The following is a 12,137-nucleotide window of genomic DNA, read 5'->3' on the forward strand; positions in this document are numbered from 1 at the left end:
TTCAGCTTATTTTTGAATTAAAGATGTTCCAGTCATTTCTTTCGGTTTTTCAACACCGAGAAGGTCTAATAACGTTGGTGCAAGGTCGCCTAGGATTCCGCCTTCACGCAGCGTGATGCCTTCTTTCGTAACAATGACAGGGACTGGATTTGTCGTATGTGCAGTGTGCGGTTCGCCTGATTCTGTGATCAGAATATCAGCATTACCGTGATCAGCGGTAATGATAGCGTGTCCGCCTTTAGCGAGAATCGCGTCAACGACTTCGCCTAAGCATTCGTCCACTGCTTCAATCGCTTTAATTGTAGGTTCAACCATTCCGGAGTGGCCGACCATGTCTGGGTTTGCGAAGTTAAGGATAATCGCGTCATGCTTGTCAGCTTCGATTTCTTTGACAAGCGCGTCCTTCACTTCATACGCACTCATTTCAGGCTTCAAGTCGTATGTTGCGACTTTCGGCGAGTTGATAAGAATACGCTCTTCACCAGGGAATTCAGCTTCACGGCCTCCGCTCATAAAGAACGTGACGTGCGGATACTTTTCAGTTTCTGCAATTCGAAGCTGTTTTAATCCTTGCTGAGATAATACTTCTCCGACTGTATTATCAAGATTTATCGGTTTAAACGCCACATAGCCGTCAACTGTTTCACTGAAGTGAGTCAGGCAGACGAAATGCAGGTTTTTCGGATAATTCTCGCCGCGGTCGAAATCGCGGAAGTCTTTGTTCGTGAACGTGTTGGAAATCTGAATGGCGCGGTCCGGTCTGAAATTATAGAAAATCACAGAATCGCCGTCTTCGATTTTCGCAACAGGCTCACCGTTTTCTTTTGTGATGACAGATGGAATAACGAATTCATCGTGGATTCCATTCGCATATGAATCATCAACAACATCCAGTGCGCTGCGGTATGTCGGGCCTTCGCCGTATGCCATTGCACGGTACGCTTTTTCTACACGGTCCCAGCGTTTGTCGCGGTCCATTGAGTAGTAGCGTCCGGAAATGCTGGCGATTTCTCCGACACCGATTTCCTCGATTTGTTCGTTCAGCTGGTTGATGTACGTTTTCGCTGTTTGCGGACCTACATCACGGCCGTCAAGGAAGCCATGGATATAAACCTTTGTCAGCCCTTCTTTTTTCGCAAGCTTTAACAGTGCGAATAAATGGTTGATATGGCTGTGCACGCCTCCGTCAGATAAAAGACCGAACAGATGCAGGGCTTTGTTGTTTTCTTTCGCGTTGCTGATCGCGTCAAGGAATGTTTGATTGCGTTCGAACTCTCCCTCGCGAATGGCAACATTTACGCGTGTTAAGCTTTGGTACACAATACGGCCCGCACCGATATTTAAGTGGCCTACTTCGGAGTTCCCCATCTGTCCGTCAGGAAGACCTACAGCCTCGCCTGAAGCAGTCAGTGTCTGATGAGGATACTGATTCCAATAGCGGTCAAAATTCGGTTTTTTCGCCAAAGCGACTGCGTTCCCTACTGTTTCGTTACGTAATCCGAACCCATCAAGAATGATGAGTGCAGCTGGTTTTTTACTCATATTGACCTTCCTCCAATAATTGAACGAATGACTGTGGCTCAAGGCTCGCGCCGCCGACCAAAGCACCGTCAATATCGGACTCTGCCATATATTCTTTAATGTTTGCAGGCTTTACGCTTCCGCCATATTGAATGCGAAGCTTGTCTGCCGCTTCTTGGCCGAAGCTTTCAGCGACGGTTTTACGGATATGTGCACACACGTCGTTCGCATCTTTAGATGTAGAAGATTTGCCTGTTCCGATTGCCCAGATTGGCTCATACGCAATAACAGAAGCTGCAACTTGTTCTTCAGAAAGACCAGCAAGGCCTTTTTTCACTTGGTCAGCCACAAGATCATTTGTTTTGCCGGCTTCGCGCTCTTCAAGCGTTTCACCAACACAGATGATCGGCACAATGCCGTGTTTGAAAGCAGCATGTGCTTTTTTGTTAACTGTTTCATCAGTTTCAGCGAACATTTCACGGCGCTCAGAGTGGCCGATGACGCAGTAGTCAACGCCAAGGTCTTTCAGAGCAACCGGGCTGATTTCGCCTGTGAACGCGCCGCTTTCTTCGAAGTGCATGTTTTGGGCGCCGACTTTAAGGTCAGTGCCTTTAACAGCAGAAGTCAGCTTTTCTAGGAAAAGCGCTGGCGCGCAAACAACAGCTTCCGCTTTGTCTGCTGCTGGAATGGAAGATTTCACTTCTTCAACGAAGCTGACAGCCTCGCCGAGTGTTTTGTTCATTTTCCAGTTACCGGCTATAATTGGTTTTCTCATCTGTTCCACTTCCTTATAGCAGTTTTAAAATTATTTATCGTTCAGTGCAGCTACCCCTGGAAGCTCTTTGCCTTCCATGAACTCAAGGGATGCGCCGCCTCCTGTTGAGATGTGGCTCATTTTGTCAGCTAGGCCGAATTTTTCAACCGCTGCTGCAGAGTCTCCTCCGCCGATGACAGAGTATGTATCTTTTGCCTCTGCCAATGCTTCCGCAACCGCTTTTGTTCCTTGAGCGAACAAGTCGATTTCGAATACGCCCATCGGTCCGTTCCACACGACAAGTTTGCTGTTTTTGATGACATCAGCATACGTTTCGCGTGTTTTCGTACCAATGTCGATTGCTTCTAAATCACTAGGGATTTCAGAGATCGGCACCATTTTTACGTTTGCATCGTTAGAGAAATCATCTGCAACGAGTACATCTTCAGGCATGTAGAAGTTAACGCCTTTTTCTTTCGCGCGGTCCATAAATGATTTCGCAAGCTCGATTTTATCCTCTTCAAGAAGAGATTTACCGACTTCATGGCCAAGCGCTTTTACGAATGTATAAGCAAGACCTCCGCCGATGATCAGGTTGTCTACTTTATCAAGAAGACTTTCGATGACACCGATTTTGTCTTTTACTTTCGCTCCGCCGATGATCGCCGTGAATGGGCGATCAGGGTTAGAAACCGCTTTTCCGAGTACATCAAGCTCTTTTTCCATTAAGAAACCTGCAACCGCTGGCAGATGCTTGGCAATTCCAGCTGTAGATGCGTGAGCGCGGTGGGCAGCACCGAATGCGTCATTTACATATACATCTGCAAGCTCAGCAAATGCTTTTGCAAGCTCAGGATCATTTTTCTCTTCACCAGGGTAGAAACGTACGTTTTCCAATACAAGAACGTCTCCGTCCTTCATGTCGGAAATTTGTGATTTTACAGCATCACCGTATGCTTCGTCCGCTTTTTTCACTTCTTTGCCAAGCAGTTCGCCGAGGCGTGCAGCGACAGGAGTTAAACGAAGCTCCTCAACGACTTCGCCTTTCGGGCGGCCTAAGTGGCTCGCGAGAAGGACTTTCGCGCCTTGGTCTGCAAGGTGTTTGATTGTCGGAAGCGCAGCACGGATACGTGTATCGTCTGTTACTTCCCCGTCTTTCATTGGAACGTTAAAGTCAACGCGGCAGAATACAACTTTGCCTTTTACGTCGATGTCTTTGAGTGTTTTCTTATTCATGCCTAGGAGATCCTCCTTCAAAATGGTTTGCATGCAGCACGAAAAACGTGAAACCGTCTGATCAAGCGATTACTCCGCGAGGGCAGATCGCATACTTTTCGGCACAGGGCAGATCGTCTGAAGCCAGGGCAGTGGCCGCAGGCGAAGGCGCCGGAAAGCTGCAAAACGCAGATGCTACTCTTTCACAGAACGTTTTCTGAAAGCCGGTCTTCATGGAAAAAGGGAAAGGGAGTCCGTCCCCTTCCCTTGTCCGCTTTCATTATAGCGCTTCTATTCAAAAGAACCAAGTAAGGTCCTTTTTTCAGCTATGAATTAAAGACCTTTTTTAGCGATGTAAGCTGCAAGGTCAACAACGCGGTTAGAGTAGCCGCTTTCGTTATCGTACCAAGAGATTACTTTTACCATGCTGCCTTCCATAACCATTGTAGAAAGAGCATCGATTGTAGAAGAATTTTTGTTTCCGTTGTAGTCGCCAGAAACTAATGGCTCTTCGCTGTAGCCAAGGATTCCTTTAAGATCTCCTTCAGCTGCTTCTTTAAGAGCTGCATTTACATCTTCAGCTGTTACTTCTTGGTTCAGTTCAGCAACCAAGTCAACTAAAGAAACGTTTGGAGTTGGAACACGCATTGCTCCGCCGTTCAGTTTGCCTTTTAGTTCAGGAAGAACTAGAGAAACTGCTTTAGCGGCACCAGTTGAAGTTGGGATGATGTTTTCAGCTGCTGCACGCGCACGACGGTAGTCTTTGTGCGGAAGATCAAGAATTTGCTGATCGTTTGTGTAAGAGTGAACTGTTGTCATCATACCGCGTTTGATGCCGAATTTGTCGTTAAGTACTTTTGCAAACGGCGCAAGGCAGTTTGTTGTGCAAGATGCGTTTGAGATAACATCGTGGTTAGCCGCATCGTATTTATCTTCGTTAACACCCATAACGATTGTGATATCTTCTTCGTTAGCAGGAGCAGAGATGATTACTTTTTTCGCGCCAGCTTCTAAGTGTTTCGCAGCGTCTGCGCGTTTTGTGAAGAAACCAGTAGATTCAACTACGATTTCAACGCCTTGTTTACCCCAGCTAAGTTTAGCAGGATCGCGTTCTGCAGAAACTTCAATTGTTTTACCGTTAACAACAAGGTTGTTACCGTCAACTGAAACCTCAGCGTCTAATTTTCCGTGTACAGAATCATATTGTAAAAGGTGAGCGAGCATGTTAGCATCTGTTAAATCGTTAACCGCTACTACCTCAACTTCAGGATTGTTTAATGCTGCGCGGAATACGTTACGTCCAATACGACCAAAACCGTTAATACCGACTTTTACTGCCATGATTGTTTCCTCCTTTAAATAAGTGAGAGATATTTATATTGAGGGATTATTCATCCCTTAATAACTTCTTTGCGGCTCCTTCGTCAGTGACGAGAACCGTGTTGCGCGGCTTTTTAAAGTAAGCCTCGATCGCCTCGGCTTTTGATGATCCGCCCGCTACCGCTATAATATCGGGAATGGCGTCTATGTCATCCAGCTGCATCCCGACAGAATGCACTTTGTGGACCACTTCGCCGTCCGCGTTAAAGTAGTAGCCGAACGCTTCTGTCACCGCGTTGTTATCATCTATTTTCTTTAAGTCTTCTAAAGGTGTGTTTCTCCGCTCAGCCATAGTTTTAGCTTCGCCGATTCCGTGAACCAGCATACTCGCTGATTTAATGGTGTTCAGCACCTCTTTAACAGAAGGTTCTTCAATAATAGATGAATAGGCGCCTTGTGACAGCTGACCCGGAACAAACAAAAGCCGATAAGTGCCTGAAGCCTTTTCCGCCATATGCGCGCATATGGTGTTCGCCTGGTTTTTTACGTCTTCGCCTAACCCGCCTCTTGCAGGCACAAACAAAAGCCCGCGGTTTCTAGAATCCGGCGTCATCATCTCGGCGACAGCTTCAATTGTCGTACCGCCGGTCACAGCGACGATATTTTTGCCTGAAAATCTTTTTTTCATACATGCGACAGCCGCTCTTCCCATTTCTTTTTTGACCCATGGGGATTGATCGCTGTCTCCGGATACAATAATGACATCATTTAGATTTAAACGTTCTTTTAATGTCTTTTCCAAAAGCGTCAAACCTAAAACATCTTTCATCGTATCTTCTAAAACGGAAAGCAGTTCATAACCTTCTTCTGTCAGCGTCATGCCGTTTGTTTTAATATCGACCAGATTCTGTTCCTTCAAAAACTGAACCTCGCCTCTCAGCACACGCTCGCTGATTCCGAGACTGGCAGACAGGCTTCTGCGGCCGATGGGTTCTGTCAGCCTGATATACTGCAAGATTTCGAACCTCTTTTGCATAACGAGCAGAAGATCAGGCAATAATTTTTTTTGAGCTAGTATTAACTGGTTCATGACTCAAACGTTCCTTCCTTTTTTTGCTGGACATCAAACGTCCCGCTATGACAAAAAACGTCCCATCATAGCCAAAAAAAATTATTTCTGCTTTCTTTAATTATTTTAACAGGGTGGAAATGTTTATTCAACTGTTAAGAGCCAATTCATCGACAATATTCGCGCAGTTTTCATGCAACTGCGTTTCTTATTCATTATTTTTCCCTTTATATTTCTATCTTATACAGCAAACCGTTAATGGTGCGCACAAAATAAAAGAGCCCTCTCAATCGAAAGGGCTACATATTTTAAAGCGTTTTCATTTTATCCAGAGCTTTTCAATCTCTTCGAGCGATTTATTTTTCGTTTCCGGACAGATTGTGATGACAAACAGGAAGCAGAGAATGTTAATGACGGCAAAGATCCAGAACGTATAGGCCAGTCCGAACGAGCTGATCATCATCGGCACAAACTGCCCGATCGCCCAGTTTGCTCCCCATAAAAAGATGGTGGCGATCCCTGCGGCTCTCGCCCGCAGATGGTTCGGGAAAATTTCAGAAATCATAATCCATGTGATCGGCCCGACCGATACACAGAACGCGGCGACAAACCCTAATATAAAGAAGATCAGCATAAATCCGCTTGTTAACTGAAAATAAAACGACGTCCCGATTAAGATCATAAAAATAGCCATGAAAGCAGAACCGATGGACATCAGTTTTTTGCGTCCGACTTTATCAATCAATAAAACTGCGATGACGGTAAAAATGACTTCCACAACACCGACAATACAGGTTGTCACGAATCCGGCATTTTGTCCGAATCCCATCATTTTAAAGATTTCCGGTCCGTAATAGGTGATGGCGTTCATGCCGATCACTTGATTAAAGAGCGCCAGCAGGATTCCAATGATAAGCGCTTTTCTGAGACCTGGTTTGAAGAGCTGTGATAGTGACCCCATTTGTTCTATTTTTAATGAGTTTTCAATGTTCTTCAATTCTTCTTTTGCGACAGTTTCTCCATTAATGCGTGTCAGAATCGATAACGCTTCTTTAGTTCTGCCCGCTTTCGCCAGCCATCTTGGACTTTCCGGCACGACCAGCAGGACTAGGAAAAAGATAACGGATGGCACCATTCCGTAAGCGAGCATCCATCTCCAGCCGGTTTGCACGCCCCATTCATATGTTCCGGAACGCTGGACAGCGAGATTAATAAAGTACGTTGCGGAAATACCCAGTATCGTAAAGAGCTGATATAAGGAAGATAAACTTCCGCGTATGGCGGGCGGCGCCGCTTCCGTAATATAAGTCACGGATAATGACGAACCCATTCCGATCCCTAAACCTCCGATAATCCTCGCAATGATTAAGGTCGACACGTCTTGTGAAACAGCAGAAACAACTGCCGATACCGCAAATAACAGGGCCGCTGTCATTAAGATTTTTCTGCGCCCGAACCAGTCGCTTAAAAACCCGGATATCCCGACTCCCGCAACTCCTCCAATCATAATGCTTGAAATGACAAGCCCCTCCATGAACGGACTCAGGCTGTATAAATCCTTGAGAAAACCAATAGCACCAGAAATAACTGCAGTGTCATAGCCGTACAATAAACCGCCAAGCCCAGCCGCGCATGATATCAAAATCACAAATCCCATTGAATGGCTTCTTGTTACAGGAGCATTTGGTTCTAATTGAGTTGGAGTATTCTTCATTTCTCTGCCCTCCCGAAAGTTGAGTAAAGCGTTTACATTTTTCTTTCTAATTGTACGTACTTATTTAAAAATTTAACGAAAATTATTGTTTATTAGTACGTACAAATATAGAATAATCCTGTTTGCATTTTCTGTCAATGTTTTCTTGTATAGATCACTGTGATATACTGAAATTTGTCCGTATACATTTTGGAGGAATGGATATGTTACCAAAATATGCTCAAGTAAAAGAAGAAATCAGTTCATGGATTAATCAAGGCAAAATCCTGCCCGATCAAAAGATCCCTACCGAAAACGAGTTAATGCAGCAATTTGGCGTCAGCCGGCATACCATTCGTAAAGCCATTGGAGACCTCGTATCGCAAGGCCTGCTTTACAGCGTGCAAGGCGGGGGCACCTTTGTCGCTTCACGCTCTGCTAAATCAGCGCTGCATTCCAATAAAACGATCGGCGTTCTGACGACCTACATATCAGACTATATTTTTCCGAGCATCATTAGGGGAATCGAGTCTTATTTAAGCGAGCAGGGATATTCTATGCTTTTGACAAGCACAAACAACAATCCCGACAATGAACGCAGAGGATTAGAAAACCTGCTGTCACAGCATATTGACGGATTGATTGTAGAACCGACAAAAAGCGCTCTGCAAACGCCGAATATTGGCTACTATCTTAATTTAGAAAAAAACGGCATTCCTTTTGCGATGATTAATGCGTCATACGCCGAGCTTGCTGCACCAAGTTTTACTCTGGATGATGTGAAAGGCGGCGTGATGGCGGCCGAGCACCTCCTCTCTCTCGGCCATACGCACATGATGGGTATTTTTAAAGCTGATGACACGCAGGGTGTCAAACGGATGAACGGGTTCATACAGGCGCATCGTGAGCGTGAGTTATTTCCTTCTCCGGATATGATTGTGACGTTTACGACGGAAGAAAAGGAATCAAAGCTGCTGGAGAAAGTAAAAGAGACACTGGAGAAAAACAGCAAAAACATGCCGACTGCTATTCTTTGCTATAATGATGAAATTGCACTGAAGGTGATTGATATGCTTCGGGAGATGGATATCAAGGTGCCTGAGGATATGTCCATCGTTGGGTATGATGATTCCCATTTTGCGCAAATCTCCGAGGTGAAATTAACCTCTGTGAAGCACCCGAAGTCTGTGCTGGGAAAAGCGGCTGCAAAATATGTTATTGACTGTTTGGAGCATAAAAAGCCTAAGCAGGAAGATGTCATTTTTGAGCCTGAGCTGATCATCCGCCAGTCCGCAAGAAAGCTGAATGAATAAAAAAGCAATGTATGGGTTTCCCCTTTACATTGCTTTTTTTATGGCCTTTATCTGTTTTTCCAAATGTCAGCCACGATTTCAAATGAACGCATTCTGTCAGCGTGTTCAAAGGTTTCTGAGTTGACCATAATTTCATCGGCCTGAGTCGTTTTGACAAAGTCTTCAAGCTTTTCTTTCACTTCTTCAGGACCGCCAACAATGGTTGAACTGAGCTGCTCATGAACCATTGCTTTTTCATATGGGCTCCAGATTTGATCCATGTCTTCTACTGGCGGCTTCAGCTGGTTCGGCGTGCCGCGGACAAGATCAAGGAATCGCTGGTAATGCGATGTAGCCAGATGCTGCGCTTTCTCGTTTGTATCTGCGGCGATAATCGTTACGCCGACCATCGCATACGGTTCATCAAGCACTTCTGACGGTGTAAAGGAATTGCGGTACAGCTCCAAAGCGGGAACGGTATTCGCCGGTGAGAAATGGGCAGCAAATGCAAACGGAAGACCCAGCTCACCTGCCAGACGGGCGCTGAAGCCGCTTGAGCCCAGCAGCCAAATCGGCACATCTATGCCCTCTCCCGGAATGGCGCGGACTTGATTGCGCACGTTTCCTGATGGTTTAAAGTAATTGCGCAGTTCCTCTAATTGTTCAGGGAAATCTTCACCGCTGCTGATGTTTCTGCGGAGCGCCCTTGCAGTCAATTGGTCTGTTCCCGGTGCACGTCCGAGCCCCAGATCAATCCGTCCGGGATACAGTGTTTCCAGGGTGCCGAATTGTTCAGCGATGACAAGTGACGAGTGATTCGGAAGCATAATGCCGCCGGAACCGACGCGGATTTTCTTTGTGCCGCCGGCTATATGGCCGATTAGAACCGCGGTGGCAGAGCTTGCGACACCTTCGATATTATGATGCTCTGCAAGCCAATAACGGTGATAGCCCCACTCCTCTGCACGGCGCGCCAAGTCCATGCTGTTTCGGAATGACTCTGCTATCGTTCCCCCTTGAACAACAGGAGATAAATTCAAGACAGAAAGCAAGGTATCTTTGCGTTGGTTGTTAGACATATTGTTCTCCTTTGCAGTTGTGATATAAGTAAACAGCCTCATGCTGCTATGTCTTTATCGAAAGGACTTCTATCACACCTTATCACAACTGCGTTTAGGATGAAAAGAATCTGATTCGATGAAATTCGAACAATAAAAAAGACGTTTCTTCATTTTGATTTTTACGCAAACAGCTCCTGTGCCATCTCAATGAAAAGCTTAGCCGCCAAAGAAGCCTCATGTAATGAAGGAACGGCAAGCTGCACATCCCGATACACCTGCGGATCGAGATCCCGCGTGACCACATGCTCCGGCAGCGGCATTCCCGACATGGACATTTCTGATAAAATCGCCAGCCCCAAGCCTTCTTTGATCATGCTGATCGAGGTGTTCATGTTATAGACAGTGAAAGCAGTGTGCAGCGTTGAACCAGCTTGCTTGAACTTATCGATAAAAGGTGATTCATAGCCGCCGTCGCAGACAACCATCGGCTCACAATCGAGATCTTTCAGCGTGATGGCCGGGCGATTGCACAGCGGGTGGTCATCACGCAGCACGACGACCATTTTGTCTTTTTTCAGCCGAATGTACTCCATCTCGTTTGCCGGATACAGAAGAATGCCGGCATCGATCATCCGCGTGTGAAGCCACTCCTTGACTTCATCTACGGTTCCTTCATGCAAAACAAGCTCTAATTTCGGATACCTTTGTTTAAACTCGCTGATCAGCTTTGGCATAAAATAAGCGGAAGCGGTTGGAAATGTGCCGATATGAATCGTTCCCAGCTCAAGCCCTTTTTCTGCCGCTGCGACCTGCTCAACTTTTTCGATTCCTTTTAACACTTCTCTTATATGGACTAAGATCTTTTTTCCCGTGTCCGTCAGCATCAGGCCGTTTCGGCGGTCACGGATGATCAGTTTCACATCAAGCTCGGCTTCAATTGCGGAAATGGCATGGCTGACAGCCGGCTGTGTCATGTTCAGCGCCTGTCCCGCTTTTGTAAAACTCCCCGTTTCAGCTACTTTGACGAAAACTCTTAATTGTGTAATGGTCATAACAATTTACTTATGCTCCTCATAAAAAAGATTCATTTTATTTATCTTATGTTCTACCGTATCATATGATGGAAATGTTCTACAAGGAGTGATCAAAAGTGAAGCAGCTATCAAAAACGCGGACAGCGCTCCTTCTCGCCTTTCTCGTTATTATGTGGGGGGTCAATTGGCCGCTGTCGAAAGCCGCGCTCGCCTATTCGCCGCCTTTATTGTTTGCGGGCGTCCGGACACTGATCGGCGGGCTTTTATTAGTGATTGTCGCATTGCCGCGTATTCATAAACTGCGTTTTAAAGAGACGTGGCCGATTTATCTTGTTTCTGCTCTTTTAAATATTACGTTATTCTACGGCCTGCAAACGATTGGGCTGAATTATCTTCCTGCTGGTCTCTTTTCAGCTATCGTATTCTTTCAGCCGGTGCTGATGGGTGTCTTTTCTTGGATGTGGCTCGGCGAATCCATGTTTACGTTGAAAGTGATCGGGCTTGTACTCGGTTTTGCCGGGGTTGCTGTCATCAGTGCCGCGGGCTTTGGCGGTCATATTTCTGTCATAGGGGTTCTGCTGGCTTTGGGTTCCGCGCTCAGCTGGGCACTCGGAACAGTATTTATGAAAAGAACAGGCAGCCGCGTCGATTCCATCTGGATGGTCGCCTTACAGCTGACAATCGGCAGCGTATTTTTGCTCGTATCCGGCTTCTGGACAGAGAGCTTTTCCGCGATCCAATGGACAGTCTCGTTTGTCGTCAGTCTGCTGTTCATCTCAGTGTTTGTCATCGCGCTTGGATGGCTTGTCTTTTTTACCCTTGTCGGTTCTGGAGAAGCAAGCAAGGTCGCTTCCTACACCTTTTTGATTCCGCTCATTTCCATCGTGGCCAGCTCGATTTTCCTGCATGAGCCGTTAACCGTCAGCCTCTTGGCAGGCCTTGTTCTGATTGTCACAAGCATTTGCCTCGTCAATACAAAATCAAAGGCTCAGAAAGCGGCTGCGCTCGGTGTAAATGAGAAGGCTGCCCATTAAAAAAACTCTTGTCTAATGGACTGACCCCATAAGATGAGACAAATAAAAAACACCTTTAAGTTTGAAAACGGATGATTGTTAGCCGAAATTAGACTTGGAGGTGTTTTTTCTATGGGGACAAGAGTGAGTTATCCGGTTGAAGTT

The 12,137-nt window shown here is 46.0% G+C and carries 11 protein-coding genes; 3 read left to right on the top strand and 8 right to left on the bottom strand.

Annotation, left to right across the window (positions count from 1 at the left end; genetic code table 11):
- Positions 1–6 precede the first annotated feature (6 nt).
- The 3 genes from gpmI to LNN34_RS17420 are packed head-to-tail and all read right to left on the bottom strand — an operon-like array spanning position 7 to position 3,511.
- Complete coding sequence (gene gpmI / locus LNN34_RS17410) at positions 7–1,542, bottom strand: 2,3-bisphosphoglycerate-independent phosphoglycerate mutase (protein ID WP_103671307.1); 1,536 nt, start codon at positions 1,540–1,542, stop codon at positions 7–9.
- A complete protein-coding gene (gene tpiA / locus LNN34_RS17415; RefSeq protein ID WP_010331914.1) occupies positions 1,535–2,296 on the bottom strand; it encodes a triose-phosphate isomerase in 762 nt (253 codons plus the stop codon). Before tpiA ends, gpmI begins: the two co-directional genes overlap by 8 nt.
- Positions 2,297–2,326: 30 nt before the next feature.
- Entirely contained in the window at positions 2,327–3,511 is a 1,185-nt protein-coding gene (locus tag LNN34_RS17420) for a phosphoglycerate kinase (protein ID WP_044159156.1), read from the bottom strand.
- A gap of 47 nt (positions 3,512–3,558) precedes the next feature.
- Here LNN34_RS17420 and LNN34_RS17425 point away from each other — a divergent pair, with 47 nt between their 5' ends.
- Positions 3,559–3,711 carry a hypothetical protein gene (locus tag LNN34_RS17425; RefSeq protein ID WP_157722679.1) on the top strand — a complete coding sequence of 51 codons (153 nt, stop codon included), beginning with the start codon at positions 3,559–3,561 and terminating at the stop codon, positions 3,709–3,711.
- Between the two features lie 112 nt (positions 3,712–3,823).
- Here LNN34_RS17425 and gap read toward each other — a convergent pair whose 3' ends face one another.
- The 3 genes from gap to araE form a co-directional block, all read right to left on the bottom strand.
- On the bottom strand, positions 3,824–4,831 hold the full coding sequence (gene gap, locus LNN34_RS17430; RefSeq protein WP_010331916.1) for a type I glyceraldehyde-3-phosphate dehydrogenase: 1,008 nt from the start codon (positions 4,829–4,831) through the stop codon (positions 3,824–3,826).
- Between the two features lie 46 nt (positions 4,832–4,877).
- Entirely contained in the window at positions 4,878–5,900 is a 1,023-nt protein-coding gene (gene cggR / locus LNN34_RS17435) for a sugar-binding transcriptional regulator (protein ID WP_229043973.1), read from the bottom strand.
- Between the two features lie 298 nt (positions 5,901–6,198).
- On the bottom strand, positions 6,199–7,593 hold the full coding sequence (gene araE, locus LNN34_RS17440) for an arabinose-proton symporter AraE (protein ID WP_044159158.1): 1,395 nt from the start codon (positions 7,591–7,593) through the stop codon (positions 6,199–6,201).
- Between the two features lie 203 nt (positions 7,594–7,796).
- Between araE and araR the strand changes: the two genes are divergently transcribed.
- A complete protein-coding gene (gene araR / locus LNN34_RS17445; protein ID WP_139372588.1) occupies positions 7,797–8,885 on the top strand; it encodes an arabinose utilization transcriptional regulator AraR in 1,089 nt (362 codons plus the stop codon).
- A gap of 47 nt (positions 8,886–8,932) precedes the next feature.
- On the opposite strand, the gene LNN34_RS17450 is transcribed toward araR, so the two are convergent.
- A complete protein-coding gene (locus LNN34_RS17450; RefSeq protein WP_059292524.1) occupies positions 8,933–9,943 on the bottom strand; it encodes an LLM class flavin-dependent oxidoreductase in 1,011 nt (336 codons plus the stop codon).
- Between the two features lie 161 nt (positions 9,944–10,104).
- The gene (locus LNN34_RS17455) at positions 10,105–10,977 is read right to left on the bottom strand and encodes a LysR family transcriptional regulator (RefSeq protein ID WP_059292523.1); all 873 of its coding nucleotides are present in this window, start codon (positions 10,975–10,977) and stop codon (positions 10,105–10,107) included.
- A gap of 98 nt (positions 10,978–11,075) precedes the next feature.
- Here LNN34_RS17455 and LNN34_RS17460 point away from each other — a divergent pair, with 98 nt between their 5' ends.
- A complete protein-coding gene (locus LNN34_RS17460; protein ID WP_229043976.1) occupies positions 11,076–11,993 on the top strand; it encodes a DMT family transporter in 918 nt (305 codons plus the stop codon).
- Positions 11,994–12,137: the final 144 nt, after the last annotated feature.

Source organism: Bacillus sp. AF23, assembly GCF_020861455.1.
Lineage (GTDB): Bacteria > Bacillota > Bacilli > Bacillales > Bacillaceae > Bacillus > Bacillus halotolerans.

Coding starts and splice junctions, on each gene's coding strand:
- gap (WP_010331916.1), bottom strand. CDS start 4,831: ATGGCAGTAAAAGTCGGTATTAACGGTTTTGGTCGTATTGGACGTAAC.
- LNN34_RS17450 (WP_059292524.1), bottom strand. CDS start 9,943: ATGTCTAACAACCAACGCAAAGATACCTTGCTTTCTGTCTTGAATTTA.
- cggR (WP_229043973.1), bottom strand. CDS start 5,900: ATGAACCAGTTAATACTAGCTCAAAAAAAATTATTGCCTGATCTTCTG.
- tpiA (WP_010331914.1), bottom strand. CDS start 2,296: ATGAGAAAACCAATTATAGCCGGTAACTGGAAAATGAACAAAACACTC.
- araR (WP_139372588.1), top strand. CDS start 7,797: ATGTTACCAAAATATGCTCAAGTAAAAGAAGAAATCAGTTCATGGATT.
- LNN34_RS17455 (WP_059292523.1), bottom strand. CDS start 10,977: ATGACCATTACACAATTAAGAGTTTTCGTCAAAGTAGCTGAAACGGGG.
- araE (WP_044159158.1), bottom strand. CDS start 7,593: ATGAAGAATACTCCAACTCAATTAGAACCAAATGCTCCTGTAACAAGA.
- gpmI (WP_103671307.1), bottom strand. CDS start 1,542: ATGAGTAAAAAACCAGCTGCACTCATCATTCTTGATGGGTTCGGATTA.
- LNN34_RS17420 (WP_044159156.1), bottom strand. CDS start 3,511: ATGAATAAGAAAACACTCAAAGACATCGACGTAAAAGGCAAAGTTGTA.